Genomic DNA, 25,998 nt, shown 5'->3' with positions numbered 1-25,998 from the left:
GAGTTACAGATCATGAACATGTTGACGGAAGCTGCAGTTGAAAAGGCGCTGGATCAGAAGATGAGCAACGTCCCGTATAAGATGATCGGTCAGGATGTCTCGGTTTATTACGGCGAGAAGCGCGCGCTTTTCGATGTGAACCTGAACATCCGCGAAAACACCGTAACCGCGCTGATCGGCCCGTCCGGCTGCGGGAAGTCGACCTTCCTGCGGAGCCTCAACCGCATGAACGACACGATTGACGGCTGCCGCGTCGCCGGCAAGATCACCCTTGACGGCGACGATATCTATGATCCCGATATCGACGTCGTCGAACTTCGCGCCCGCGTCGGCATGGTTTTCCAGAAGCCGAACCCGTTCCCGAAGACGATTTACGAAAACGTCTCCTACGGCCCGCGCATCCATGGCCTGGCCAAGTCGAAGGCCGATCTCGACCAGATTGTCGAGACCAGCCTGCAGCGCGCCGGCCTCTGGAACGAGGTCAAGGACCGGGTGCATGAATCCGGCACCGGTCTGTCGGGCGGCCAACAGCAGCGCCTCTGCATTGCGCGTGCCGTCGCCGTCAGCCCTGAAGTCATCCTGATGGACGAGCCCTGCTCGGCGCTCGACCCGATTGCCACCGCCAAGGTCGAGGAGCTGATCCACGAACTGCGTGAGAATTATACGATCGTCATCGTCACCCACTCCATGCAGCAGGCCGCGCGCGTCTCGCAGCGCACCGCCATGTTCCACCTCGGCAATCTGGTCGAGGAGAACGACACCGATAAGATGTTCACCAATCCCGACGATCCGCGCACCCAGGACTACATCATGGGTCGCTTCGGCTGATTTTGGCGTCACCAAGCCTTCCCGTTATTCGAGGATAAAGCCCCATGGCATCGACACATATTTATTCTGCCTATGATGATGATCTGAAGTTCCTGTCCAGGCGGATTTCCGAAATGGGCGGCCTGGCCGAGCAGATGGTCGCCGAATCCGTCCGGGCGCTGGTCAACGGCGATACCGCGCTGGCCCAGAAGGTGATTTCCGACGACGTGATCCTCGATCACGCCGAGCGCGAAATCGGCGACAAGGCGATCGTCACCATCGCCCGCCGTCAGCCGATGGCCTCGGACCTGCGCGAAATCATGGGTTCGATCCGCATCGCCGCCGATCTCGAACGCGTCGGCGACCTCGGCAAGAACACCGCCAAGCGCGTCATCGCCGTGCAGAGTACCGGCGTCCCGCGCAAGCTCGCCCGCGGTCTCGAGCATCTGTCCGAGCTGGCGCTCGTCCAGCTCAAGGAAGTGCTCGACGTCTACACGACACGCGCCGCCGACAAGGCGAGTGCGATCCGCGAGCGCGACAACGAGATCGACGCGATGTACACCTCGCTGTTCCGCGAGCTCCTGACCTACATGATGGAAGATCCGCGCAACATCACCAGCTGCACGCATCTTCTCTTCTGCGCCAAGAACATCGAGCGCATCGGCGATCACGCCACCAACATCGCCGAGACCATTTATTACATGGCGACCGGAGCACAGCCGGAAGGCGACCGTCCGAAGGACGACAGCGCCAACACCGTCGGCGCGGTCACGGAATAACCGCCTAAACCAGACGATTGCGCGCGCGCCCATGTGGGGCGCGCGAAAAGGTCGCAGCCAATTTTTGTGAATTTGCGCAGGATGCATTGCTTAAATCACCCCCGGTTTAAGGATCATGCGCGAGGAGACCGACACGCATGATCCCGAGAGTTGCAGTTGTTGAAGACGAGGAAGCCCTGAGCGTGCTTCTTCGCTACAATCTCGAAGCTGAGGGCTTCGAGGTCGATACCATCCTTCGTGGCGACGAGGCCGAAATCAGGCTTCAGGAGCGCACGCCCGACCTTCTTATCCTCGACTGGATGCTGCCCGGCGTCTCCGGCATCGAACTTTGCCGGCGACTGCGCATGCGACCGGAAACCGAGCGCCTGCCGATCATCATGCTGACGGCGCGCGGTGAGGAGAGCGAGCGCGTCCGCGGATTGTCGACGGGCGCCGACGATTATGTCGTCAAGCCTTTCTCGACCCCGGAACTCGTCGCCCGCGTCAAGGCGATGCTGCGCCGCGCCCGCCCCGAGGTGTTGTCGACCGTGCTGAAATGCGGCGATATCGAACTCGACCGCGAAACCCACCGCGTCCACCGCAAGAGCCGCGAAGTCCGCCTCGGCCCCACCGAATTCCGCCTCTTGGAATTCCTGATGTCGTCGCCCGGCCGGGTCTTCTCCCGCTCGCAGCTCCTCGACGGCGTCTGGGGCCACGACATCTATGTCGACGAACGCACCGTCGACGTCCATGTCGGCCGCCTGCGCAAGGCGTTGAACTTCTCCAACATGCAAGACGTCATCCGCACCGTCCGCGGCGCCGGCTATTCGATGGAAGCCTGAGGGGTTTCCATCTTTTGTGCCGGTGTCGGCCCCTCACTCTAACCCGACCGGGGTCGAGCCACTCGTCTCGACCCGTCCTTCGGACCCCCTTAAACGGGGCGAGGAGACGTGTCCTACGTGACGTTGGAGAGGGACCGAGAGGTCGCGGCATATCCCCTTCGCCCCGCAAGCGGGGAGAAGGTGCCGGCAGGCGGATGAGGGGCAGCCACACCCAGCCCACTCGCATAAAAAAACGGGCCACTCGGCCCGTTTTCGAATTCTCTGCAATGTCGCCCGCTCAGCTCGCCCGCGCGGCGGCGCGGCGGCGTTCGTTCACCGGCTGGTAGGCGAGCTTCTGGTGATAGCTGCAATAGGGCGAGTTGTCGGGGGATTCGCAGCCGCAGAAGTGGAAGTCGTCCTTCAGCGGATCGCCGACCGGCCATTTGCAGGTGCGTTCAGTCAGTTCCGTCAGGCCGAGGCGGCGCGAGATCGGCACGACCACGTTGCCCTTCGGCACGTATTCCATTTCCTCGACCGTTTCGATCTCGATCTCTTCCTTCAGCATCGTCGCGCCCTGCTGGCGGGTAACGGTGCGGGTAGCGATCCGCGAGGCGTAGTTCGGTGCGCGCGGTGCCGATGTATTGCGTTTCGGCGTGCGCGCCGCGGCGGCCGTGCCGCCGGCCTTGGCGCGGCCGGGAAGGCTCAGCCGGTGAACCTTGCCGATCACAGCGTTTCTGCTGACACCGCCAAGTTGCGCCGCGATCTGGCTGGCGCTCAGTCCTTCGGCCCAGAGCTTCTTGAGTTTCTCGACCCGCTCGTCTGTCCAGTTCATGCCCTGTCTCCACCTTCTGCGTTGGTGATGGCAGAATCCCTCACCGTTGTCCCGGAAGCCTCCGAAACAAGAAACGCTTGATCAATTTTGGTGACTAGTTCCGCCGCATGCAGTCTAGTAATTGAACTTTAACCTAGTGTGAGCCTGACTCCGTGACAAGAGTCGCATGAATCAGGATGAATCGAATTCGGAGTTTTCCCCAACTTGCTTCCGCTGCGTGGCATTTCTGCAATATTGCCTGTTGAAGGCCGAAAACACCGCTGTACAAGCTTGCTGCATGCGCTAAGGGCGCAGTTTTGTTGACATTGCAGCGCGAAAAGGAAATAGTACCGCTGGCCGCCGCAAGGCGGCATTTTTGATTTTTCGGGCCTGGTTTTCTTAGCCGGAGTCCCATGTTTGACAACGCTGATCGGGAGACCCGCGCCATGGCTGAAGCCGCGCCGCTTTATGACACCTATTCTCGTGCCCCACTGCGGTTCGAGCGAGGCGAGGGCGTATGGCTGATCACCGAAGGCGGCGAGCGTTATCTCGATTTCGGCGCCGGCGTCGCCGTCACCTCGGTCGGCCATAGCAACCCGCATGTGGTTGGCGCGCTGAAGGAACAGGCCGACAAGGTCTGGCACCTCTCCAACATCTATGAGATCCCCGGCCAGGAGCGCCTCGCGAAGCGGCTGACGGACGCCACCTTCGCCGACAAGGTGTTCTTCACCAATTCAGGCGCCGAGGCGCTGGAATGCGCGATCAAGACGGCGCGCCGCTACCAGTTTTCCAAGGGCCATCCCGAGCGCTTCCATATCATCACCTTCGAAGGCGCTTTCCATGGGCGCACGCTCGCGACCATCGCTGCCGGCGGCCAGGAGAAATACCTCGAAGGCTTCGGCCCCAAGGCGCCGGGCTTCGATCAGGTGGCCTTCGGCGACATCGAAGCCGTCCGCGCCGCCATCACCGATGCGACGGCTGGAATTCTCATCGAGCCCGTGCAGGGCGAAGGCGGCGTCCGCCCGGCCACGCCTGAGTTCATGAAGGCGCTTCGCCAGCTCTGCGACGAAAACGGCCTGCTGCTGATCCTCGACGAGGTCCAGACCGGCGTCGGCCGCACCGGCAAGCTCTTTGCTCATGAATGGTCGGGCATCACGCCCGATATCATGGCGGTCGCCAAGGGCATTGGCGGCGGTTTCCCGCTCGGGGCCTGCCTTGCGACCGCTGAGGCCGCCTCCGGGATGAAGGCCGGCACGCACGGCTCGACCTATGGCGGCAATCCGCTCGCAATGGCCGTCGGCGGTGCCGTGCTCGACATCATCCTCGCCGATGGCTTCCTCCAGCAGGTGCGCGACGTAGCACTCGTCTTCCGTCAGGGACTGGCCTCGCTGAAGGACCGCTATCCCGATGTGATCGAGGATATCAGAGGCGAGGGGCTGCTGCTCGGCGTCAAGGCGGCGGTTCCTTCAGCCGAACTGCTGCAGGCGATCCGCGCCGCGCATCTGCTCGGCGTGCCCGCCGGCGACAACGTCATCCGCCTTCTTCCGCCCCTCGTCGTCACCGCCGAGGAAGCCCGCGAGGGCCTTGCCCGCATCGAGCGCGCCGCCGAGAGCATCCGCGCCTCCAAGGTCAAGAAGACGGCTTGAAAGGATTGCGCCTGCGGGCGCACGACAGGTAAGAACATGGCTCCTAAACATTTCCTCGACCTTTCGGCGGTCACCTCAGCCGACCTCAGAACCATCATGAACGATGCGCTCGCCCGCAAGCAGGCCTTCAAGGCCGGCAAGGGCGACAAGCCGCTCGCCGGCAAGATGCTGGCGATGATTTTCGAAAAGCCGTCGACCCGCACCCGCGTCTCCTTCGATGTCGGCATGCGCCAGCTCGGCGGTGAAACGCTGTTTCTATCAGGCACCGAGATGCAGCTCGGCCGCGCCGAGACGATCGGCGACACCGCCAAGGTGCTGTCGCGTTATGTCGATGCGATCATGATCCGCACCACCGAACATTCCAGGCTGAAGGAGCTTGCCGAGCATGCGACCGTGCCGGTGATCAATGCGCTGACGGATGACACCCATCCCTGCCAGATCATGGCCGATATCATGACGTTCGAAGAGCACCGCGGCCCGATCAAGGGCAAGACCATCGCCTGGACCGGCGACGGCAACAATGTGCTGCATTCGCTGGTCGAAGGGGCGGCGCGTTTCGGCTACCGCATGAACATGGCCGTGCCCCTTGGTTCGGAGCCCAAGGATCACTATCTGAACTGGGCCCGCAATGAGGGCGCCGAAATCATGCTCTGCCATGATGCCGACCGTGCGGTCGACGGCGTCGATTGCGTGGTGACCGATACCTGGGTCTCCATGAATCAGGAACATCGGGCCCGGGGTCACAACGTCTTCCAGCCTTATCAGGTCAACGCGGCCTTGATGGCCAAGGCCGGCAGCGATGCATTGTTCATGCATTGCCTGCCCGCGCATCGCGGCGAGGAAGTGACGGACGAGGTGATCGACGGCCCGCAATCCGTGGTCTTCGATGAGGCGGAAAACCGTCTTCATGCGCAGAAGTCGATTCTTGCTTGGTGCCTGGGCGCGATCTGAACCACAATCGGACGCCGCGTGTGAAAACGCGCGGCCGCGCGAGCGAAGGGCACCCTGTCCTTTCGCTTGAAAACTAGGAGTGAATCCATGGCAGAAGCTGCAGCCGCCCTCGGCCAGTTCGATTTCGCCGGCGATGACCATGTCGTCCCCTTCCAGGTGGAGGGTCTGGACGTGCGCGGCCGCGCCGTCCAGCTCGGCCCGATGCTCGACGCGATCCTCGAGCGCCATCATTACCCCGCACCCGTCGCCCGGCTGCTTGCCGAAGTCGTGGTGCTGACGGTGTTGCTCGGCACCTCGCTGAAATTCGACGGCAAGTTCACCGTGCAGACCAAGGGCGATGGCCCGGTCGACCTTCTCGTCGCCGATTTCTCGACGCCGGAAAATGTCCGCGCCTATGCCCGTTTCGATCAGGCGTTGCTCAACAAGGCCATTGAAGCTGGGGAAACCGAGCCGGAGCAGCTGCTCGGCCGGGGCGTGCTCGCCTTCACCATCGATCAGGGCAAGTTCGGCCAGCCCTACCAGGGCATCGTCGAACTCGACGGCACCTCGCTCGAGGACATCGCCGGCGTCTATTTCCGCCAGTCGGAGCAGATCCCGACGCGCGTACGCCTGGCCGCGGCCGAACTCTTCGACCGCGACGATGCCGGCAAGCCGCGCCATCGCTGGCGGGCAGGCGGCCTTGTCGCCCAGTTCCTGCCTGAGGCGCCGGAGCGCATGCGCCAGCCGGATCTCCACGGCGGCGACGGCGACACCGGCGGCCGCCCGCATGGTGAGGACGACGCCTGGACCGAAGCCCGATCGTTGGTCGAGACCATCGACGCCGATGAATTGACCGACCCGCTGGTTGGCACCGAGCGGCTGCTGTTTCGCCTGTTCCACGAACGCGGCGTCCGCGTCTACGAACCGCGGGCGGTCTTCGACCGCTGCAGCTGTTCGCGCGACAAGATCAAGGGCGTGCTGAAAGGCTTTACCGCCGAGGAGATCGAGGCCAGCCAGGAAGACGGAGAAATCGCAGTCACCTGTGAATTCTGCTCGACCACCTACCGCTTCGAGCCGGCCGAACTTCAGCCGGCCGAATAGGCGCGGTTGAGCACGCACAGAACGAATACAAAAGATTAGCGATGATGCAGCACGGTGACTCGACTTTCGGTAGTCACTGTGCACCAATTATCCAATTGGTTCGGGGATGGGGACTTCATGCGTATTTTTTATGTCGTAGTCGCACTCATGGCTGCGATGCCACGAATTGGCTTGGCTGATGATAAGGCAATCCAATGGAAAGAGGTCGGGGGCTGGACCGTGGCTGTCGACCCGACTTTAGACAATGGCTGTTTTGTTCTGACTTCCTTTGATGATGACACCATTTTTCGTCTCGGTTTCAATTTCCGAAAAAAGGACAAACCTCTGTACATTCTGCTTGGAAATCCGAACTGGAAATCCTTGGAGAAAGGTAAGCATTATCCCATCGAACTCTCGTTAGACCAGTCTCGATGGACGGCTGATGCGAGAGGTCTTGATCTCGATGGCCTCAAATCATTGTGGATCGATACCGACGATACCGACTTGATTGAGGAGTTCGCTGGTAAACTGAGTTTCCGCGCCCGCTTTAACGGAAAAGAGATTGTTGCCCTCGGTTTGAAAGATTCCGAGAGGGCAGCGGATGAGTTGCTCGCTTGCCAAAAGGCGGTAAACGATGCGGTCATGAAACAGCCGGGGCCGCCACAATCAAAAGATCCGTTCGAATCAAAGCCAGGCACCCAAGCCTCGGATCTTTTTGACCTTTAGTTGATTGCTGACTGGGCAAGCCCGAGGATCCACGGCGGGGGGTACGGCGCCCATGTTGGTACTGACTGGAAGGCTGCAGCCGGCCGCGTCCGAGCGCAGTGCTTGCCGCATGGGTCCTCGGGTCAAGCCCGAGGACGACGGAGCGTTGGGAGAAACGAGCGGCAAGAGGCGGGACGTCTCGGAATTCCAGCAAAATGCGCAAACGATTTTGCGTAAGAAGCACGTAAAGCGAACCCACATCCAACAAAACCGCTGCACACTTTTGATGAATTTGCTGCCGGCCGCTCGCCTCTTGCCGGTCGTTGCCCCACCCTCCGTCGTCCTCGGGCTTGACCCGAGGACCCATGCGGCAAGCACGGCGTTCGCGTTCGAACTGACAAGCAACCCGTCAGTTGAGCACGCGCAACAGCCCCGGTGAATCCAGCGAGAAAGCGGGAATGTCGACATCGAACATCTCGCCTTCATCCGTTTCCATCTGGTAATGGCCGAACATCAGGCCGGACGGCGTGTCGAGCGGGCAGCCGGAGGAGTATTCGTAGGTGTCGCCGGGGCTGAGACGCGGCTGTTCGCCGACGACGCCGGGGCCGGTCACCTCGTCCACCTGTCCGTTCTGGTCGGTGATATTCCAGTAGCGGTTGACCAGGCGAACCGCGATGGCGGAATTGTTGCTGATGACAATCCGGTAACCCCAGACATAGCGATCGTCTTCTGGATCGGATTGCTCCTCCAGATAGAATGGCTCGACGACGACTTCGATATCTTTTGTGAGGGCGCGATACATGCCTTGCACCTTAGTCAAGATATGTTACCCGTATCTTATAAGAGGCGCTGTCCGTCAAGAAACGGAACGTTGATCGTGACTAAAACGGTCCTGATCCAAGCTGTTTCGATCGTTAAGCCTAATTGACAGTGTTAATTTCACTTCCGAACGCCGGCACCGCCGAACTTGTTCCCCGGCCGGACCGCAGTGAGGTCCGGCCTATCACATCGTGGCGTGCCGAACCCCCGAGGGGTCCGGCCGCCATGGGTGGGATCAGGCCGAGACCTTGGCAAGCGCCTTGGCGAAATCCTCGATCAGATCGTCGGTATCCTCGATGCCGGCCGAAAGGCGGACCGTGCCCGGGGAAATGCCGAGTTCGGCGCGCGCCTCCTCCGTGAGGTTCTTGTGCGTCGTCGTCGCAGGATGGGTGATCAGGCTCTTGCTGTCGCCGAGATTGTTGGAAATCTTGATGATCTCGAGCGCGTTCTGCAGCGCGAAGGCCGCCTCCTTGCCACCCTTCAGCTCGAAGGCGACGAGGGTCGAGCCGCCGGTCATCTGCTTGGCGATGATGTCGGCCTGCGGATGGTCCTTGCGGCCGGGATAGATCACTTTGGCGACCTTGCTCTGCTCAGCCAGGAAATCGGCGATCTTCGCGGCATTCTGCGTCTGCTGCTTCACACGCAGCGGCAGCGTCTCGATGCCCTTCAGCAGCGTCCAGGCGTTGAACGGCGACATGGCCGGGCCGGTGTGGCGGAAATAGTCGTGCAGGTTCTCGTCGATCCAGTCCTTGTCGGCAAGCACGACGCCGCCGAGGCAGCGGCCCTGGCCGTCGATATGCTTGGTGGCGGAATAGACGACGATATGGGCGCCGAGTTCCAGCGGCTTCTGGAAGAGCGGCGTCGCAAAGACATTGTCGACGACGACCTTGGCGCCGATCTGGTTGGCGAGCCTGGCGACACCTGATATATCGACCACTTCGAGTGTCGGGTTGGTCGGGCTTTCCAGGAAGAACACCTTGGTGTTCGGCCGGATCGCCTGTTCCCAGTTTTCCAGATCACGGCCGTCGACCAGCGTGCACTCGATGCCGTATTTCGGCGCCAGAGTTTCCACCACCCAGCGGCAGGAGCCGAAGAGGGCGCGCGCGGCAACGATATGATCACCAGCCTTGACCTGGCAGAGGATGGCCGCGCTGACGGCCGCCATGCCGGAAGCGGTGGCGCGGGCGTCTTCGGCGCCTTCGAGCATGCACATGCGCTTTTCGAACATGTCGTTGGTCGGGCTGCCGTAGCGGGCGTAGATGTAGCCGTCCGTCTCGCCCTTGAAGCGGGCTTCGGCCGCCTCCGACGTCTCATAGACGAAGCCCTGCGTGAGATAGATTGCCTCGGATGTTTCGCCATATTGCGAACGCAAGGTTCCGCCGTGGACGAGTTGGGTTGCCGGGCGCCAGGTCTTGCTCATGCCATCACCTTCACATAACAAAAAAACCGGCCGCAAAAGCAGACCGGTTTCAACCCGGTCTTTTTAGCCACTTGTTTAACGTGGCTGCAAGCCGACCGGCCAAATCACCACGGGATAATTCTGCAATACTGCTGTTAGCTGCTTGCGTCAATTCCCCGTATTTGGTTTTGTCGGCGGCAAATGATGGATGAGGCATGATGGCTCGTGAAACGGGAATTCTGGCGGACCGCGCGATCTCGGCGCTGTTCGAAACGGGGCGTCTGATCTCCGAACGGGAGCTGGACCGTGACCAGATCCAGCCGGCAAGCCTCGACCTGCGCTTAGGCGCCAAGGCTTTTCGCGTGCGCGCCAGCTTCATGCCCGGCCCCTCGCACCTGGTCTCGGACAAGCTCGACCGCCTTAGCCTGCATGTCATCGACCTTTCCGAAGGTGCGGTGCTCGAAACCGGCTGCGTCTATATCGTGCCGCTGATGGAGAGCTTGGCGCTGCCGGCCGACATGTCGGCCTCGGCCAATCCGAAGAGCTCGACCGGCAGGCTCGATATCTTCACCCGCGTCATCACCGATTACGCCCAGGAATTCGATAAGATCCCGGCTGGCTATGCCGGCCCGCTTTATCTCGAAATCAGCCCACGCACCTTCCCGATCGTCGTGCGCCGCGGCTCGCGCCTGTCGCAGATCCGCTTCCGCGTCGGGCAGGCCCTGCTCGGCGAGCCGGAATTGTTGAAGCTGCATGAAAGCGAAACGCTGGTCGCCAGCAAACAGCCGAACGTCTCCGGCGGCGGCATCGCGCTGTCAATCGACCTTGCCGGAGATGAAGACGGCCTGATCGGCTATCGCGGCAAGCACCACACCGCCGTTGTCGACGTCGACAAGAAAGATCAGCACGACATCTTCGATTTCTGGGAGCCGCTCTATAGCCGCGGCCGCAACGAACTGATCCTCGATCCCGACGAGTTCTATATCCTCGTCTCGCGGGAGGCTGTGCACGTGCCGCCGGATTATGCCGCCGAAATGACCCCCTTCGATCCGCTGGTCGGCGAATTCCGCGTCCATTACGCCGGCTTCTTCGATCCGGGCTTCGGCCACGCACCGGCCGGCGGTCGCGGCAGCCGCGCCGTGCTCGAAGTGCGCAGCCACGAAGTGCCCTTCATCCTCGAAGACGGCCAAATCGTCGGCCGCCTGGTCTACGAGCACATGCAGGAAAAACCGACCAGCCTCTACGGCTCCGGACTCGGCTCCAACTACCAGGCCCAGGGCCTCAAACTCTCGAAACACTTCCGCATCTGAGAGATCGGTCCCGCGCGGCTTGACAGCGGCCCCCATCTGTTGGAAATCTCAGCGGATCGCGGGTGTAGCTCAATGGTAGAGCAGCAGCTTCCCAAGCTGAATACGAGGGTTCGATTCCCTTCACCCGCTCCAACTGCCTTTCCAGCGAACTTCTCTAATCCCCAAAAAACCGGATCGGCTTGTACCGGCGGTGCGCGATGATCAGGCTCCGGTCGGGCTGGATGATGTAGGTTTCCTCCACCTGCTGGCCATACTGGTCGATGAAATCATGCGGGAAGGCGGAGCCAGCAGGTGATTTGGTGAGCTTGCTGCGTGGCTGGCCGTTATAGGTGATGCTTCCCGGGATCGGCTCCAGGCCGGGGCCGCTATAGGTGGCGGTGCTGCACCCGGTGAGAATGAGGCCGCCGATCAGGCCGATGAGTGCGGGTTTCATGTCCATCCCTTCCGATGCGCCGAGGATGCGATCTTACTCCCGATCGGATCACGCTCGCCAGATGAAACGGCGTATCCGCCTTCAATCCTTCGAGAAACGCTGCTTGGGACGCCGTGATCGGGCGCGGGCTATTTCATTGCCGAAACCGGCGCCGTCTGCTAGATCGGCAGCGTCGAAAAAGGCAGGATCGGTTGAGGTAAGCCCGATCCCTTCCGTCAGAGCGTCACGAGCGCTCTCAAAGAAGCTCTGCTCCGTAGCCTATGGCACGAGAACCCGCGACGTGATCTGCATCAGATGCGGGATCCCGGCGGCGTGCGGAGACGGCAAATTGCAGTCCCGGGATTTTTTTGAACGGAGACTGTCATGCGCCTGAACCATCTCGATTTTCACGTACCCGATATCGCTGAAACGGCGGACTTCTTCATCCGCCATTTCGGCCTGACGCTGAAGGATATGCGCGGTAACAACGGCCTAGCGATCCTGGAGGACGATACCGGCCTCGAAATCGTCCTCAGCCACGCCATCGCCAAGTTCGGCATTGCCGACCAGGTCGAACTGCAGCGCCAGACCTATCATATCGGCTTCATTCTGCCTGATAGGGCGGATGTCGATAGGGTTCACGCCGGGCTGGTTGCCGCCGGCGTGGAGCTCTCCGGCCCGCCGGCCGCTATGCGCGGCGGCTGGCTGTTTTATTGCACGGCGCCGGGGAATATCCTCGTGGAAGTTGGGTGGCGGCCGGCCAGGTAAACGCGGCGAAAGGAGGAGATGCCGCGGCCTTGCGATTGCCTCTTCTCCGGAGCGGGGGTCCGAAGGACGGGCGAGACCCGTGGCTCGCCCAGGCTGGTGCCCGTAGGGCGGGTGAGGGGGCCGGCGAAGCCGGTCTTTTCATCGACGTCCATGCAGGCTTCGACAGTGGGATAGATTGTGACGGGAGGGCTTTCCGCGTAGCCCCCTCATCCGCCTGCCGGCACCTTCTCCCCGAGGGGAGAAGAGAATTTGCGGCAACCTCTCTGTTCCTCGCTCACGTCTCGCAGGACACGCCTTCTCGTGCTTCGTGCCGAGATTTGCTGCTTAGAACTCCGTCCAGTCACCATCCTGGCCCTTCGGCGCGCTGTCGGTTGCGGCGAAGGCGTTGGCGAGGGTCTGGCCGAGGGCGCGGGCCGGCGAGGCGGTCGGGCGGGCCGCACCTTCCCGCGCGACCCGGATCGCGGGTGCCTTGGCCACTGGGCGCGCGGCGGCGCGCGGTGCGGCTGCCGGCGGTCGGGCAGAGAAAATCGGCGCGGCAGCGGCGAAGCCGCCGGTGCCGGTCAGCTTGAACTGGCCGAGCAGGTTGTTCAGCGCTGTCGCTTCCGTCGCCAGGCTGTGGCTGGCGGCTGTCGACTGCTCGACCATGGCCGCGTTCTGCTGCGTACCCTGGTCCATGGTGTTGACGGCGGTGTTAATCTCCTGCAGCCCGATCGACTGTTCGCGCGAGGCTTCGGCGATGGCGTGGACGTGCTGGTTGATTTCCTGCACTTCCTGGACGATCGAATCGAGCGCCTTGCCGGTTTCGCCGACCAGCGAGACGCCGGTCTGCACATGTGTGCCGGAATTGGTGATCAGGTCCTTGATTTCCTTTGCCGCCTTGGCGGAGCGCTGGGCGAGCTCCCGCACTTCCTGGGCAACGACGGCAAAGCCCTTGCCGGCTTCGCCGGCACGCGCCGCTTCGACGCCGGCATTCAAGGCCAAGAGGTTGGTCTGGAAGGCGATATCGTCAATGACACCGATGATGTTGGAGATCTCGCCCGAAGACTTTTCGATCTGCTGCATGGCGGAGACGGCCTTGCGGACGATCTCGCCGGATTTTTCGGCGCCGAGGCGGGTGCGGGCGACGAGCTGGCTCGCCTCCTCGGCGCGCTTGGCGGCGTCGCGCACCGTCGTGGTGATCTCCTCCAGTGCTGCCGCCGTCTCTTCGACGGAGGCCGACTGCTGTTCCGTCCGCCGGGAAAGCTCGTCTGCGGAAGAGCGGATCTCGTTGGCACCGGCGCCGATCGCCCGGGCATTGGCGCCGACCGTATGCAGCGCCTCGTTGAGCTTCTCGACCGAATTGTTGAAATCCTCGCGCAGCGCGTCGAGATGGGCGACGAAAGGCTGGTCGATATGCGAGGCGAGATCGCCGGCGGCAAGGCGGCGCAGGCCGTCGCCGAGCGCGGTCACGGCGCCTTCGAGCTCCGCAGCTTCACGGGTCCGCTGCGCCTCGCGTTCGCGGCGCTCGCCGTCGCTAAGGTTGCGGTCGGCTTCGGCACGCGCCTCGATCCGCGCACGCTCGATCGCGTTGTCGCGGAAGATCGACACGGCCTTAGCCATCTGGCCGACTTCGTCGCCGCGGTCGAGCCCACCGACCTCACTTGCGGTATCGCCCTCGGCAAGCCGCGTCATGCGCAGGTTGAGCCTCGTCATCGGGCCGGCAATACCCATCTGGGCGACGACCACGCTGAAGCCGACCGCGAGCAGCACAGCGATGCCGATCAGAACGAGGCAGAAGACGATCCGCCCGTTGACCGAAGCCGAAAGCGCGTCGCCGCCGTCGTTGAGCATCGCCATCATCGCATCATTGTTGGCGATCATCTTCGGCGTCAGCGCATTGAGCTTGGCATTGATCAGAGCAACGTTCGCCTGCGCCCCGGCGCCGTCCTTGGCTTTGCTCTGCTCGATGATCTTGTTCGCCAGCGTTTCGATCTCATCGATGCCCGCCTGAATGTCGTCGATCGCCGGCTTGCGGCTCGGCACCAGCGCCAACGCATCTTTCATCCGCTCGCGGGCCTGCGGCAGCTTGCTCGGCGTGGCGAGCGTCGTCTGGAATGCCGGCGTATCCGGCTTCATGTCGGCAAGCAGGCTCACCTGCAGCACCGAGGCAACCACCGAGGCGCTGGCGCGCGCACTCTGCATCGAGGCCAGTGCTTCATGATCGATGAAGGCGCTGTAGGCGGCGTCCGCACGGCGGAATTCGGCGACGACATAGACCAGCCCGGCCATCGTGATCAGCCCCAGCAGCGCCACGACCGATATGATTTTCGTGCGGATTTTCAGATGCTTCATGGAAATGTCACCCGGTTGACCGGGCGTCGCACGCCCGGTTCTTTGAAATCAATTGTTGCAAACAGAGCACTGCGTCGGTGTCGCGGCTCGGGGATTATTGCGGGGTTGACGCATGCATCATGCAATCGGCCGGCGGGTCCGTGTCGTCGTCACAAATAGAGGCGATATTCTTTAATTCCGCGCTAACGGCGGGGCGGCGCCGCGGTGATTTTTGGGAGCGTCAACCGGCAAGCCGCTCCGGCTGCCACCGCGCCGAAGGCTGCCTCTCGCCCTAACCCTCTCCCCGTTCTGACGGGAAGAGGGGACGGCCCATCAAAGAGGTCAGCGAGGGACGGAGAGGTCGCGACATATCCCCTTCGCCCCGCAGGCGGGGGTCCGAAGGACGGGTCGAGACGCGTGGCTCGACCCCGGTTGGTGGCGGCAGCCGGATGAGGGGCGGATGTGGCACGATCCGTCCCATGCATATTCCCCGTCCCGCATGACTCTGCTACATCTCGCCGACACCACACGCTTCGCGCTTAATCCGAGACCAAGATCACGATGATGCAATCCAAGTTGGCATCCCTGGCTGTGAAGGGGTTTCTCGCGTTCGGCCTGTTTCTGGGCGCTCTATCTTTTGGCTTTTCCGCATCCGCCCAGCAGGCAACACCCTCGCTGCCGCTGCTTTTCGATGCGCGTGAACGTCTGGCGCGGCCCGATCTCTCCTCGCTGGTCCGCCTGCGCTTCCTGACCTCGGTCGATTTTCCGCCGTTCAATTTTACCGATCAGAACGGCAAGCTTTCCGGTTTCAACGTCGATCTCGCCCGCGAAATCTGCAGCGAGCTGGAGATTTCGGACAAGTGCCAGATCCAGGCGATCCCCTTTGCCGATTTGAAGGATGCGCTCGCCGCCTCGCAGGGCGACGCCGTGATCGCCGGCCTTGCCGTGACGCCGGAGCTGCGCCGGCAATTCGTCTTCTCCCGGCCGTATCTGATGCTGCCGGCCCGCTTCGTGCGCAATCTCGCCGTGCCGCTCGACGGCAAAACGGCTGCCGCCCTTTCGGCGCACCCGGTCGGTGTGGTCAGGGGCACGGTGCACGAGGCGATGCTGGCCGCGTTCTTTCCGGCGATCAAAGCCCAAACCTTCGACACCAAGGACGCCCTGCTTACAGCACTCAAGGATCGCAAGGTCGATGCCGCCTTCGCCGATGCGCTGCAGCTCTCCTTCTGGGTCTCCTCGCCGGCCTCGGCCAAATGCTGCGCCCTGTTCGACGGCCCTTATCTCTCCGAGCATTTCCTTGGCGAGGGCATGACGATCATGCTGCGGCAAAAGGATAGCGTGCTGACGGCGGCGATCGACCATGCGCTCGCCACGCTGTCGCGCAATGGCCGGCTTCAGGAAATCTATCTGCGCTATTTTCCCTACGGGCTTTATTGAGCCTTCAAGCCTAAAGCGCGGCGCGATCTTTCAGATTCGCTCCTCGCGCTTTAGCTCTTTGTTTTTGCGCATGTCGTTGCCGCAAAACCGCGGCACACTTTTGCGCGACATGCCTTATCCCTTGCGGAAGCGGGCAATGGCGCTGCGCTCGATCGCCGCGCAGGTGAGCTTGTCGAGGCCGAGCCGGTCGCGCAGCAGGCTGAGCAGCCGCAGTTCCTCGGCTTTGACGGAGAGATCGGCGGAAGCGACTTCGACGGCCAGCGCATAGGCGGTGTCGTAGAGTTTTGCCGGCAGGGTGTCGCGCACGGTTTCGAGAACGACGTCGAGGCCTTCGGGCCCGGCCAGCAGCGAGGCGCAGTCGCGCGCCACCGAAATCAGCTTGTCGTCGTCGAAGTCCCGGAAAACCGGCAGGAACCCGATCAGTTGTCCGATCCTTTCCATCTCCCGGTCGTTCATCGTGCTGTCGACGGCTGAGGCCATCACCATCACGTAGATCAGCGCATCATGGGCGGAAAGCGGCTTGTTCATCTCTGATTCCTTTTTCGATCAGCCCAGAGTGGGAATTGGCAGCCGGCATTGCAAGGGATCGGCGCCCTGTCAAGACCGCCGGTTATCTCCGGCGCGGATCGTCGCCGTAAAGGCCTTTTCCGGCTTGCCTGGCCTTCTCGGCGGCCGATGCCAGCGGCGAACCCGCCGCTGCCTCGGCCCAGCCGTTTTCGGCAAGCCATGCGCCGAGATCCTGCGTGCCGAGCCGGCAGGCGACCGTCGCCGTTTCCGTCCATTCAACAGCGTCGAGATCGCAGGCGATGCTGCGGTTGCGCAAGAGCTGGCGCAGCGCGGTCTTTGCCATCATGCCGCAGGGCCATTGCCGGCCGGTCGGCCCGCATATCTTGTCGGCCGGCGTCGGCAGGATGCCGGCAAGCTGCAGCTTGCGCTCGCCGAAGGAGAGAAGGCCGGCATTTTCGACTGCCGGCCGCGCCAGCTCCACCGGTTTTTTCGCGGCTGGGCTTGCCGTCTGCCCGGCGGCCGTCTCGGCCCGTTTCTCGCTCTCGGCGACTTTGGGTGCCGTGCCGTCGGCAGCCCCGAGGGAGGGCGCCGCCGGTTCCGTCGAGCGGACGATCACTTCGGCCCGGTCCTCCGAAATCGCAGCCGGTTCGCCGGCTGGCGCGGGCGGATCCACCGCGGCCACCGTTTCCTCGGCAGGCACGGGCTCGCCTTCGGCCGTGCCGCCCCGCAGCCTTGCTTCACCCGCCATCAGCAGGCCGGCCACCACCACCATGCCTATGAGACCTGTGAAGATGGCGGCAGGGCGCATGGAATATCTTCCTATTGGCTGGCCCAGATGATGCGGGCGATCCAATCGACATCGGAAAGCTCGAGGGTGCGGTTGGGATGCTCGGGATTGAGCGACATCAGCTCGATCGAGCGCGGGCTCTGGCGCAGCAGCACCTTGGCCATCACCTCGCCCTCGCATGTGCGCACGACGACGCGGTCGTTGCGGCGCACCTGCGCGCCGGGCTCGACGATCAGCACGTCGCCGTCGCGATAGAGCGGCATCATGCTCTCGCCCTGCACCTCCAGCGCATAGACGGCTGATTTCTGCGCCGGCGCCGCCGGAAATTCCACCACGTCCCAGCCCTGGCCGGCCGGAAAACCGCCATCGTCGAAGAAGCCGCCGGCGCCGGCTTGGGCAAAGCCGAGCAGCGGGATTGAACTGCCCTGCGGCGGAAAGGCGCCGTCAGATTGGCCGGCCGGCCGCTTGGAAAAACCGGCATCGGGCTGCAGAAAGGCAAGGAATTGCTCGACGCTCGCCCCGGTGGCGTCGAGCACCTTGGCGATCGATTCCGTCGAGGGCCAGCGCAGCCGCCCATCGGCGGAAAGCCGTTTCGACTTGTTGAAGGAGGTAGGGTCGAGCCCGGCACGCCGCGCAAGACCGGATGGCGTCAGTTCGTGCCGCTCGGCAAGCCTGTCGATCGCTCCCCAGATCTGATCGTGTGACAGCATAGGCGCCCGATTCCGTGCGCGGCTCATCCGCGCGTCAGCCGGTCGGAATATTAACCGACCGTGCCGCCGGAGTAAAGGCAAAGGAGGAATAAAATCCTGTTATTGCAAGGGTTTCAGGCGACCATCGCCATGTTGATCTTGCCGAGCTGGATGACTGCCTGCGTACGGCTGTCGACGTCGAGTTTCAAGAGGATCGCCGAGACATGCGCCTTGATCGTCGCCTCGGAGACGCCGAGTTCGTAGGCGATCTGCTTGTTCAACAGCCCTTCGCCGAGCATGGTCAGCACCCGGCTCTGCTGCGGCGTCAGGGTATGCAGGCGGTGGATCAGGTCGGCGACATCGGGATCCTGCTCCTGGCCGCCGCGGTAGTTTTCCGGCGTGGCAATGTCGCCGGCAAGCACCGTCTGGATGCTGCGGCGAATGTCGTCGATGCCGGCGGATTTGGAAATGAAGCCGGAGGCGCCGAGTTCCAGCGCCCGACGGATCGTCGTCGCATCGTCGGTTGCCGAGACGATGATGATCGGCAGGCTGGCGAATTCGGAGCGCAGCGCCATCAGGCCGGAAAAGCCGCTGACCCCGGGCATGGCGAGGTCGAGCAACATGAGGTCGGCCTCCGCATGGGCGCCTGCCGCCTTGCGCGCCGCCGCGAAATCGCCGGCTTCGACGATCGCCTGCCGGCCTTCCATGCCGATGACGGCCTGGCGCAGCGCATCGCGAAACAGCGGATGATCGTCCGCAATGATGATGGTCTGTTCCTGCATCGAAAACTCCCTCCCAAGAGCCCGATCGTGCCTGCATGCGCCGCCGTCCCCTCCGAGGTTTGCATGCATGCCTAGTGATATGACTATATCAGATCAGGTCTTCTGCGGAAGGGGATTGGTGTTTTCCTCAGCCTGAAACTCCTTCACCATCCCCATGAAACTCTTCATCATCTTCTCCATGATGCTGATCGAGCGGTCGATCTCGGCATCGCTCGGCAATGCGCGCTGGATGGGGCCGCCCTGTTCCAGCTTCGTCACCCGCTCGGACAGCCGGTCGAGTTCGTCCTCGTAGGCCGCCCGTTCGTCGGCCGCCATCCGGCAGACGAGGGCGCCGTCCTTGTCCTGGCAGATCGACATGGCCCCGGTCTGCCGGTCGAGCCGGACGAAATGGTCGCCGCTCTTCTCCAGCTGGAACCGACTTGCATCGGCCTCGGCTGCGGCCGCGCCAAACGGCAGGAGAAGAACGCCAAGTGTGAGAACCAAAATCTTCATCGTCTCATCCTCCGGATTTTGCTTGTGCGGGTCCTGTTTTTAAGCGCCGGGGCGTGGACATCGCCGCCTCTTTCCGGCAAAGCGCTGGTGATCGAGGACCAGCAACCGCGAGGCCATGATGACCCTGACACCGACCCTTTACAAGATCGTGACGGAAACGCTCTGGCAGCAAGCCAGACAAACCGGCATTTTTCATGGCGCCGGCATTGATCTCAAGGACGGCTTCATCCATTTCTCGACGGCAGAACAGGCCAAGCAGACCGCCGCGCTGCATTTTAACGGCCAGGCCGGCCTGCTGCTGATTGCCGTCGATGGCGGGGGCTTCGGTGACAAGCTGGTATTCGAACCCTCGCGCGGCGGCGATCTCTTCCCGCATCTCTATGCCGATCTGCCGCTTGAAGCCGTGCTCTGGGAAGCGGCGTTGCCGCTCGACGAGACCGGCGCCCATATCTTCCCGGAGCTGCAGCCATGATCGATCCCTTCAAACGTCTCGCCCGCAGCGGTCTCTTCCTGCTCGATCCGGAAACGGCGCACGGCATGTCGATCGCCGCCCTGAAATCCGGCCTCGTGCCCGCGTGCCAGATCACGCCCGATCCGCGCCTGCGCCAGACCGTCGCCGGCCTCACCTTCGAAAACCCGCTCGGCATGGCCGCAGGCTATGACAAGAATGCCGAGGTGCCAGAGGCGCTCTTGAAGCTCGGCTTCGGCTTTACCGAGATCGGCACGGTGACGCCGAAACCGCAAGCCGGTAATCCCCGGCCGCGCATCTTTCGCCTGGTCGAGGATGAGGCTGTCATCAACCGCCTCGGCTTCAACAATGAAGGCCATGAGGCCGCTTTCGCGCGCCTCGCGGCGCTGAGCGGCAAGGGCATCGTCGGCGTCAATATCGGCGCCAACAAGGACAGCGAGGATCGCATCGCCGATTACGTCGCCGGCATCCGCCGCTTCCATTCGGTGGCGCGCTATTTCACCGCCAACATCTCCTCGCCGAACACGCCCGGCCTGCGCGACCTGCAGGCGCGGGAAAGCCTGGCAACGCTGCTGTCGGCGGTGCTGGCAGCGCGCGACGAGATGGCGGCGACCTCCGGCCGCAAGGTGCCGGTCTTTCTGAAGATCGCCCCGGATCTGACCGAGGAAGGCATGGACGATATCGCGGCGGAAGCGCTCTCGCATGCGCTGGATGGCTTGATCGTCTCCAACACCACGCTGTCGCGTGACGGACTGAAAGATCAGCGCCAGGCGAGGGAGACGGGCGGTCTCTCCGGCGTGCCGCTGTTCGAAAAATCGACTGCCGTGCTTGCCAGAATGCGCAAGCGCGTCGGCCCCGCGCTGCCGATCATCGGTGTCGGCGGCGTTTCCTCGGCCGAAACCGCGCTGGAGAAGATCAGGGCGGGCGCCGATCTCGTCCAGCTTTATTCCTGCATGGTCTATGAAGGCCCTGGCCTGCCCGGCGATATTGTCCGCGGCTTCTCCAAACTCATGGACCGCGAAAAGGCATCCGGGATCGGCGAGTTGCGCGACAGCAGGCTGGATTACTGGGCGGCGCGAAAAGTCTGATCGGCCCGCGGCTTGACCAGCACGGCCAGGAAAAAGCCCCGGAAGAGCAGGAAGGCGTTCATAGCAAGCCACAGGCCGTGATTGCCGACGAGCGGCACGAAAACGGCAAGCATGGCGAGGTAGCCGGCAAAGGACATCAGCATCCGGTTGCGCATCTCGGCCGACCATGTCGCGCCAATGAAGACTCCGTCCATCAGGAAGGCGAGTGCGCCGGTCAGGCCGGTCACCGCCGCCCAGGGCAGATAGGTTGCTGCCGCCTGCCGCACCTCGGGCGAAGTCGTCAGCACCGAGATCAGCCAGGGACCGGCGAGGAAGAAGAAAGCGGAAACGATCGCTGCCAGCCCGAAGGACCACAGGATCGTCAGCTTCAGCCCGCGGTCGAAGGCCGGCCGGTAACGTGCGCCGATCGCCCGGCCGGTGATCTGCTCGGCGGCATTGGCAAGCCCGTCGAGATAATAGCTGGAGAGCAGGACGAAATTCATCAGCACGGCATTGGCGGCAAGTGTGACCGCGCCGAAGCTGGTGCCGATCCGCGTCATGATGGTGAAGGCGCCGATCAGCACGAAGGTGCGGATCAGGATGTCGCGGTTGAGGGCGAAAAGCTCGGCCAGCCGATGCCGCGAAAAGATCTCCGCCCATGCCGGCCGCTCGGCCTTGGCAAAGCCGCTAAGCACGATGAAAAGCCCGGCAAGCGCGCCGGCCATCTCGCCGGCCATCGTTCCCCAGGCGACTCCCGCCACGCCCCAGCCGAGCGTCAGGCCGAGATAGATCGACAGCAGGATATTCATGCCGTTGATGATCGCCTGCAGCAGCAGCCCGATCTTGCCCTGTCCGCGCCCGAGCACGAAGCCGAGAATGGCGTAATTCGCAAGTGCAGCCGGTGCAGCGAGAATCCGGATCGAGAAATAGGTGCTGGTCGCCTCTGCGATCGCGCCTTCCGCGCCCATCAGCCGCAACCCCGCCGTATTCAGCAGCGGCGAAAGAAAGAGCAGAGCCAGCCCGCAGCCGAGCGCCGAAATCAGCGCCCGGGAGAAGACCGCCTGCTGCTCGTGCTGGTCGCGCCGCCCATAGGCCTGCGCCGTCAGGCCGGTCGTCGAGGCGCGCAGGAAATTGAAGCTGCCCATGATCAGATCGAACAGCATCGCACCGATCGCCAGCCCCGCCAGCGCTTCCGGATCACCCATACGGCCGACTACGGCGGTGTTGGTCAGCCCGAGCATCGGCGTCGTCATGAAGCCGAGCGTCATCGGAATGGCGATCGACAGCACCAGCCGGTGCGTCACCTCGAAGGCGAACCTGTTATTGTGCGTATCCATCCATGGCCTGATATCGAGGCCGAATCGCCTCAGCTCGACAGCACCATGGCCCAATAGGGCAGGTTCCGGGAAGCTGAATTGTGGGCAACGGCGACGCCGAGGCCGTCATAGCGCCCGAGCATGTTTTCCAGATGATGCGGCGAGTTGATCCAGGCGGTCACCACCGCATCGACGCTCTGCTGGCCGGAGGCGATATTCTCCGCCGCCGGCAGCCGGACGCCGCTCGCCTTGACACGGGCGCCGAAACTGTCGGTCAGCCCCATCAGATGCGCCATCTTACCCGCACTTGCCATGCGTTTGGCCTGGAACAGCGCGGCGGTGCTCGCCGCCGGATCGACAGCTAGCGGCGGCAAGCCGTTCTTCGCTCTCAGTTGGTTGACCAGCGGCAATACGCTCGCCGTTTCGTCCTCGCCGTTCGAAGGCGTGCCGGCAAGGTGCGAGGTGGTGGTGCAGCCGGCGATGCCGGCGGCAAGCGAAAGCCCGGAAAGGATGAGCAGGCTGCGCCTGGAAAGATCGATCGATGTCATGTTACCGGCGATAGCTGAAAAGGCGAAGGATGACGAAAAGCGGGATAACGATCGTCGCCCCGAGGAGGAGGTAGTCGCCGACGCGCCCGAGCGCTGAAAAACCGCGATGCCAGATCTCCAGGATGAAGTCGCGGAAGCCATAGATGATGTTCCACGGCGTCAGGCCGAACACGGTCATGACGAAACCGACGATCAGCGACACGACGACAAGCTTTATCAATGTGCGGGCGAAGGAATCGCCGAGGAACCTGTTCACCTGATCGGACATGCGCCATCTCCTGTTTGCCCTTGGAATAAGGTTGCGGCGTGTTGCCTGCAAGCCCTTTCGGGGATTGGCCGCTTCGCCTCTGAAATAGGACTTGAGTTTTTTTGTGGCCGCCGCCAGATGCGGGCCACGTAAAACTGTGCAGCGCAACGACATGCGTCAAATAAAGAGCCGATGATGCAGCCCCACCAGCTTTCCTCAGGCGACGTCATCGCCGACCGCCGCGCCGATTATGCCCGAATGCTCGACGAGGGCGGCGAGCCGGAAGCGGCCGCCGAGCTGATGGAACAGGCCCTCGAACTCGTGCCCGGCTGGGCCGCCGGCTGGTATCGCCTTGCCACCTATCGCGAAAAGGCGGGCAGCGGCGAGGCCGCGATCGAGGCCTATCGCAACACCCTTACCCTTGATCCCGACGACATTTTCGGCGCCGCCCTCAAACTCGTCCTTCTCGGCGCCGGCGCCACACCCGACCGGCCGCCGAGCCGCTATGTCGAGCGCCTGTTCGACGACTATGCCGACCGTTTCGAATCGGCGCTCGTCGAAAAACTCGATTACACCGTCCCGCAGAAGCTCGCAGCCCTCGTCGCATCCACCGGCAGGCATTACGCACGCGCCGTCGATCTCGGCTGCGGCACCGGCCTGCTCGGCCCCGAGATCCGAGCGGGCGTCAGCCGCCTCGAAGGCTTCGACCTCTCGCAGAACATGCTGGCCAAAGCCGCCGAGAAGGGAGTCTATGATCACCTCGCTCAGGCCGATCTCTCGCTGGCGCCCGATTTCTCCGGCTTGTTCGCCGACGCCGCGCGCCATCGCGCCGAGCTGGTAACGGCCGCCGACGTGCTGATGTATCTCGGCAATCTCGAAAGCGTCTTTGCCATCATCGAGGACCTCGCCGCATCGGGCGCCGACATCGCCTTTTCCGTCGAGGATGCAGGGGACAGCGGGGGCTTCCACCTCGCGCCGTCGCTGCGTTACGCCCATTCGGAGGCCTATGTGAGGCAGCTCGCTGCCCGCCACGGCCTCGAAATCCTGAAGATCGTCAAGACGGTCATTCGCAAAGATGGCGGCAAACCGGTTGCCGGCATTCTGTTTCTTACGCGCAAACCCGCGTGAGCGAATATTTCTTGCGATTTTTTAATAGGACAACATTGCTTACCTATTTCACTTGATCGGCACGCCAGAACACTGATATTGCACAGCTATCCGCAGAAAGCGCGGCCAAAAACGCCGGGCGATCCTGTCCATTTCACAATCAAACCACCGCGTCCGGCTTTTCCCCGGACGTGTTCCCGAACGCGTCTGCTGTTGGAGACTGGCGACATGACACAGCTCATCAATGCCCTTGGCTTCTGGAATACCAGCGCTACGCGCCATGCCCCGATCGAGGACGTGCAGGGCATATTCTCCGGCAGCCTGGTCGCCGCACTCGGCCTCTACGTGCTCGCCAGTGCCGGGCTTTTGACCGGCAGCACCGCCGGTGTTGCCTTCCTCCTGCATTATGCCTTCGGCGTCAATTTCGGCCTTGCCTTCTTCCTGCTCAACCTGCCGTTCTTCTGGCTCTCCTGGAAGCGTCTCGGCATGGCTTTCACGATCAAGACCTTCGTCGCCATCGGCCTGACCTCGGTACTGGCCGACGTGCAGTCGCGCTTCTTCTCCATTTCCAGCATCCACCCGGCCTGGGCCGCCCTTCTCGGCGGCCTGTTGCTCGGCTTCGGCGTGCTGGCGCTCTATCGCCACCGCGCCAGTCTCGGTGGCGTCGGCATTCTCGGCGTCTATCTGCAGGAGCGGTTCGGCATCCGCGCCGGCCTCGTCCAGCTCGCCATCGACCTCTGCGTGCTCGCCGCTGCCTTCTTCGTCGCCACGCCGCCGGTGGTCTTCTATTCCGTCCTCGGCGCCGTCGTCCTCAACCTCTTCGTCGCCATCAACCATCGCGCCGACAGGTACATCGCGCTCTGACATTACAAATCGGTAAGCCATTCTAAACAAAACGTAACTTGCCTGAAGTCCCTCCCGGCGCGACACTTCTTCCCGCGCCGGATTTGATGAGGTGAGTTATGTCAGATTTGGAAAAGCTTGTGAGACGCCGCATGCAGGAAGAATACGCCAAAGGCGCTTCCGCAGAGGAAATCGCGAAAGTCGTCCGCGACCTCTTCAACAGCATCGACCTTTCGGGCTTATCGCCTGACGCCGTTGCTGTACGAGCCACTCCGAATTACGAGTGACCTTATATTCAACCGACCCGAATTTTTCGGGTCGGTCGCCGGGATGCCATCATGAAGGCGCCGGGAGGGCAGATGATGGAGTTGAGAAGCCCACGTAAAAGTCGCAGCCGGGCCCCGATTCCTCGCTGTTCTTGCTCCAAAAATCACCCCACACTCCGTCCTCCTCGGGCTTGATCCGAGGATCCACGCCGCCCCACCGCGGCGGGGCCATTGGTCCCAGGCTCAAGGCCTGGGATGACGGAGGGTAGGGGCCTGTTTTGCCAAACTCGCCGTTGACGCAGCGGATGACACGTCGCACTTCCTGGTTCAACGCGGTGCCGTGTGGCCCCGACGTTTGCCTGGGTTCAGCCCCCAGCCTCAACCCCGTGGCATTGGCCTCAAGCGGCCTTGACGGCAGCATCGATCGGATGTTGCGAGCGGAAGCCGACGGCAAGCCGGTTCCAGATATTGATCGCGCCGATCGCCACGGTGATCTTGGTCATCTCCTCCTCGGAGAAATGCGCCTTCAGCGCCTCGTAATCGGCATCCGGTGCGCCGGTTTTGGCAAGGTTCGTCACCGCATCGACCCAGCCGAGCAGTGCCCGTTCTCTGGCGTCATAAACAGGCGATTCCCGCCAGACGCACATCAGGTTGATCCACTGCTCGGAGAGCCCATCATGGCGGGCTTCCTTCACATGCATGTCGACGCAATAGGCGCAGCCGTTGATCTGCGAGGCGCGCAGCTTGATCAGGTGGATGAAGCGGCGCTCCAGCCCGGAAGACTGGACGTACTGCTCGAGTGCGACGACCGCCTTGTAGGCATCGGGGGCGGCTTTGGCGAAGTTGAAACGGGGTTGCATGGTCT

General features: G+C 62.7%; 29 protein-coding genes, 1 tRNA gene and 1 riboswitch. Of the genes, 16 read left to right on the top strand and 14 right to left on the bottom strand.

Annotated features, from left to right (window positions below; translation table 11 throughout):
* The first annotated feature begins 12 nt into the window (after positions 1 to 12).
* From pstB to phoB, 3 genes are all read left to right on the top strand, one after another.
* Complete coding sequence (gene pstB, locus FHX03_RS04705; protein ID WP_049732262.1) at positions 13 to 828, top strand: phosphate ABC transporter ATP-binding protein PstB; 816 nt, start codon at positions 13 to 15, stop codon at positions 826 to 828.
* A 44-nt stretch (positions 829 to 872) separates the two neighbouring features.
* Entirely contained in the window at positions 873 to 1,586 is a 714-nt protein-coding gene (gene phoU / locus FHX03_RS04700; RefSeq protein ID WP_025415264.1) for a phosphate signaling complex protein PhoU, read from the top strand.
* A 137-nt stretch (positions 1,587 to 1,723) separates the two neighbouring features.
* Positions 1,724 to 2,407 (top strand): phosphate regulon transcriptional regulator PhoB, encoded by a 684-nt coding sequence (gene phoB, locus FHX03_RS04695; RefSeq protein ID WP_003570612.1) that lies wholly within the window; start codon positions 1,724 to 1,726, stop codon positions 2,405 to 2,407.
* Between the two features lie 277 nt (positions 2,408 to 2,684).
* On the opposite strand, the gene FHX03_RS04690 is transcribed toward phoB, so the two are convergent.
* Entirely contained in the window at positions 2,685 to 3,218 is a 534-nt protein-coding gene (locus FHX03_RS04690) for a GcrA family cell cycle regulator (protein ID WP_097624772.1), read from the bottom strand.
* Positions 3,219 to 3,643: 425 nt separating this feature from the next.
* Here FHX03_RS04690 and FHX03_RS04685 point away from each other — a divergent pair, with 425 nt between their 5' ends.
* From FHX03_RS04685 to FHX03_RS04670, 4 genes are all read left to right on the top strand, one after another.
* Positions 3,644 to 4,843: an aspartate aminotransferase family protein gene (locus tag FHX03_RS04685; protein ID WP_097624773.1), complete on the top strand. Its 1,200-nt coding sequence runs from the start codon at positions 3,644 to 3,646 to the stop codon at positions 4,841 to 4,843.
* A 36-nt stretch (positions 4,844 to 4,879) separates the two neighbouring features.
* A complete protein-coding gene (argF, locus tag FHX03_RS04680; RefSeq protein ID WP_003588772.1) occupies positions 4,880 to 5,794 on the top strand; it encodes an ornithine carbamoyltransferase in 915 nt (304 codons plus the stop codon).
* An 87-nt stretch (positions 5,795 to 5,881) separates the two neighbouring features.
* Entirely contained in the window at positions 5,882 to 6,874 is a 993-nt protein-coding gene (locus FHX03_RS04675; protein WP_183852757.1) for an Hsp33 family molecular chaperone, read from the top strand.
* Positions 6,875 to 6,991: 117 nt separating this feature from the next.
* The gene (locus tag FHX03_RS04670) at positions 6,992 to 7,579 is read left to right on the top strand and encodes a hypothetical protein (protein ID WP_183852755.1); all 588 of its coding nucleotides are present in this window, start codon (positions 6,992 to 6,994) and stop codon (positions 7,577 to 7,579) included.
* Between the two features lie 388 nt (positions 7,580 to 7,967).
* Here FHX03_RS04670 and apaG read toward each other — a convergent pair whose 3' ends face one another.
* Entirely contained in the window at positions 7,968 to 8,360 is a 393-nt protein-coding gene (gene apaG / locus FHX03_RS04665) for a Co2+/Mg2+ efflux protein ApaG (protein ID WP_003588769.1), read from the bottom strand.
* Positions 8,361 to 8,612: 252 nt separating this feature from the next.
* The gene (locus tag FHX03_RS04660; RefSeq protein ID WP_183852753.1) at positions 8,613 to 9,797 is read right to left on the bottom strand and encodes an O-succinylhomoserine sulfhydrylase; all 1,185 of its coding nucleotides are present in this window, start codon (positions 9,795 to 9,797) and stop codon (positions 8,613 to 8,615) included.
* 42 nt (positions 9,798 to 9,839) lie between these two features.
* Positions 9,840 to 9,918: riboswitch (SAM riboswitch) on the bottom strand.
* Positions 9,919 to 9,991: 73 nt separating this feature from the next.
* On the opposite strand from FHX03_RS04660, the gene FHX03_RS04655 reads away from it, so the two are divergent.
* Complete coding sequence (locus FHX03_RS04655) at positions 9,992 to 11,086, top strand: 2'-deoxycytidine 5'-triphosphate deaminase (RefSeq protein WP_183852751.1); 1,095 nt, start codon at positions 9,992 to 9,994, stop codon at positions 11,084 to 11,086.
* Between the two features lie 58 nt (positions 11,087 to 11,144).
* Positions 11,145 to 11,218: transfer RNA gene (locus FHX03_RS04650), tRNA-Gly, on the top strand.
* A 22-nt stretch (positions 11,219 to 11,240) separates the two neighbouring features.
* On the opposite strand, the gene FHX03_RS04645 is transcribed toward FHX03_RS04650, so the two are convergent.
* Complete coding sequence (locus FHX03_RS04645; protein WP_183852749.1) at positions 11,241 to 11,519, bottom strand: hypothetical protein; 279 nt, start codon at positions 11,517 to 11,519, stop codon at positions 11,241 to 11,243.
* A gap of 363 nt (positions 11,520 to 11,882) precedes the next feature.
* Between FHX03_RS04645 and FHX03_RS04640 the strand changes: the two genes are divergently transcribed.
* Positions 11,883 to 12,266, top strand: coding sequence for a VOC family protein (locus FHX03_RS04640; RefSeq protein WP_097624776.1), 384 nt, complete (start codon positions 11,883 to 11,885; stop codon positions 12,264 to 12,266).
* A 324-nt stretch (positions 12,267 to 12,590) separates the two neighbouring features.
* Here the strand turns inward: FHX03_RS04640 and FHX03_RS04635 are convergent, their stop codons facing one another.
* Positions 12,591 to 14,597, bottom strand: a complete 2,007-nt coding sequence (locus FHX03_RS04635; protein WP_183852747.1) for a methyl-accepting chemotaxis protein — start codon at positions 14,595 to 14,597, stop codon at positions 12,591 to 12,593.
* 540 nt (positions 14,598 to 15,137) lie between these two features.
* Here FHX03_RS04635 and FHX03_RS04630 point away from each other — a divergent pair.
* On the top strand, positions 15,138 to 16,013 hold the full coding sequence (locus FHX03_RS04630; RefSeq protein ID WP_183852745.1) for a transporter substrate-binding domain-containing protein: 876 nt from the start codon (positions 15,138 to 15,140) through the stop codon (positions 16,011 to 16,013).
* A 114-nt stretch (positions 16,014 to 16,127) separates the two neighbouring features.
* Here FHX03_RS04630 and FHX03_RS04625 read toward each other — a convergent pair whose 3' ends face one another.
* The 5 genes from FHX03_RS04625 to FHX03_RS04605 all read right to left on the bottom strand — a co-directional run bounded on the left by FHX03_RS04625 (position 16,128) and on the right by FHX03_RS04605 (position 19,270).
* Positions 16,128 to 16,541 (bottom strand): tellurite resistance TerB family protein, encoded by a 414-nt coding sequence (locus FHX03_RS04625; RefSeq protein WP_003570543.1) that lies wholly within the window; start codon positions 16,539 to 16,541, stop codon positions 16,128 to 16,130.
* Between the two features lie 82 nt (positions 16,542 to 16,623).
* A complete protein-coding gene (locus FHX03_RS04620; protein WP_183852743.1) occupies positions 16,624 to 17,328 on the bottom strand; it encodes a thermonuclease family protein in 705 nt (234 codons plus the stop codon).
* A gap of 11 nt (positions 17,329 to 17,339) precedes the next feature.
* Positions 17,340 to 18,017 carry a helix-turn-helix transcriptional regulator gene (locus FHX03_RS04615; protein WP_012556513.1) on the bottom strand — a complete coding sequence of 226 codons (678 nt, stop codon included), beginning with the start codon at positions 18,015 to 18,017 and terminating at the stop codon, positions 17,340 to 17,342.
* 113 nt (positions 18,018 to 18,130) lie between these two features.
* Positions 18,131 to 18,778, bottom strand: a complete 648-nt coding sequence (locus tag FHX03_RS04610; RefSeq protein WP_012556514.1) for a response regulator — start codon at positions 18,776 to 18,778, stop codon at positions 18,131 to 18,133.
* A 93-nt stretch (positions 18,779 to 18,871) separates the two neighbouring features.
* Positions 18,872 to 19,270, bottom strand: coding sequence for a hypothetical protein (locus tag FHX03_RS04605; protein ID WP_183852741.1), 399 nt, complete (start codon positions 19,268 to 19,270; stop codon positions 18,872 to 18,874).
* 118 nt (positions 19,271 to 19,388) lie between these two features.
* Between FHX03_RS04605 and FHX03_RS04600 the strand changes: the two genes are divergently transcribed.
* Both FHX03_RS04600 and FHX03_RS04595 read left to right on the top strand, forming a co-directional pair.
* A complete protein-coding gene (locus FHX03_RS04600; protein ID WP_183852739.1) occupies positions 19,389 to 19,742 on the top strand; it encodes a DUF952 domain-containing protein in 354 nt (117 codons plus the stop codon).
* A complete protein-coding gene (locus FHX03_RS04595) occupies positions 19,739 to 20,827 on the top strand; it encodes a quinone-dependent dihydroorotate dehydrogenase (RefSeq protein ID WP_183852737.1) in 1,089 nt (362 codons plus the stop codon). Before FHX03_RS04600 ends, FHX03_RS04595 begins: the two co-directional genes overlap by 4 nt.
* Here the strand turns inward: FHX03_RS04595 and FHX03_RS04590 are convergent.
* The 3 genes from FHX03_RS04590 to FHX03_RS04580 are packed head-to-tail and all read right to left on the bottom strand — an operon-like array spanning position 20,803 to position 22,938.
* Positions 20,803 to 22,143: an MATE family efflux transporter gene (locus FHX03_RS04590; RefSeq protein WP_183852735.1), complete on the bottom strand. Its 1,341-nt coding sequence runs from the start codon at positions 22,141 to 22,143 to the stop codon at positions 20,803 to 20,805. The two genes, FHX03_RS04595 and FHX03_RS04590, sit on opposite strands and share 25 nt — an antisense overlap.
* Before the next feature lie 29 nt (positions 22,144 to 22,172).
* A complete protein-coding gene (locus FHX03_RS04585) occupies positions 22,173 to 22,670 on the bottom strand; it encodes a CAP domain-containing protein (protein ID WP_183852733.1) in 498 nt (165 codons plus the stop codon).
* 1 nt (position 22,671) lies between these two features.
* Positions 22,672 to 22,938 (bottom strand): DUF6460 domain-containing protein, encoded by a 267-nt coding sequence (locus tag FHX03_RS04580; protein ID WP_064836366.1) that lies wholly within the window; start codon positions 22,936 to 22,938, stop codon positions 22,672 to 22,674.
* A gap of 174 nt (positions 22,939 to 23,112) precedes the next feature.
* On the opposite strand from FHX03_RS04580, the gene FHX03_RS04575 reads away from it, so the two are divergent.
* The 3 genes from FHX03_RS04575 to FHX03_RS34890 all read left to right on the top strand — a co-directional run bounded on the left by FHX03_RS04575 (position 23,113) and on the right by FHX03_RS34890 (position 25,154).
* Positions 23,113 to 24,045 carry a class I SAM-dependent DNA methyltransferase gene (locus FHX03_RS04575; RefSeq protein ID WP_183852731.1) on the top strand — a complete coding sequence of 311 codons (933 nt, stop codon included), beginning with the start codon at positions 23,113 to 23,115 and terminating at the stop codon, positions 24,043 to 24,045.
* Between the two features lie 207 nt (positions 24,046 to 24,252).
* Entirely contained in the window at positions 24,253 to 24,888 is a 636-nt protein-coding gene (locus tag FHX03_RS04570) for a YitT family protein (protein ID WP_097624783.1), read from the top strand.
* Positions 24,889 to 25,019: 131 nt separating this feature from the next.
* Positions 25,020 to 25,154, top strand: a complete 135-nt coding sequence (locus FHX03_RS34890) for a hypothetical protein (RefSeq protein WP_275617445.1) — start codon at positions 25,020 to 25,022, stop codon at positions 25,152 to 25,154.
* Positions 25,155 to 25,531: 377 nt separating this feature from the next.
* Here the strand turns inward: FHX03_RS34890 and FHX03_RS04565 are convergent, their stop codons facing one another.
* Positions 25,532 to 25,993, bottom strand: a complete 462-nt coding sequence (locus tag FHX03_RS04565; protein WP_183852729.1) for a carboxymuconolactone decarboxylase family protein — start codon at positions 25,991 to 25,993, stop codon at positions 25,532 to 25,534.
* Positions 25,994 to 25,998 lie beyond the last annotated feature (5 nt).

Source organism: Rhizobium sp. BK456 (assembly GCF_014194045.1).
Taxonomy (GTDB): domain Bacteria; phylum Pseudomonadota; class Alphaproteobacteria; order Rhizobiales; family Rhizobiaceae; genus Rhizobium; species Rhizobium redzepovicii.
This window is presented reverse-complemented; position numbering and strand designations above follow the sequence as displayed.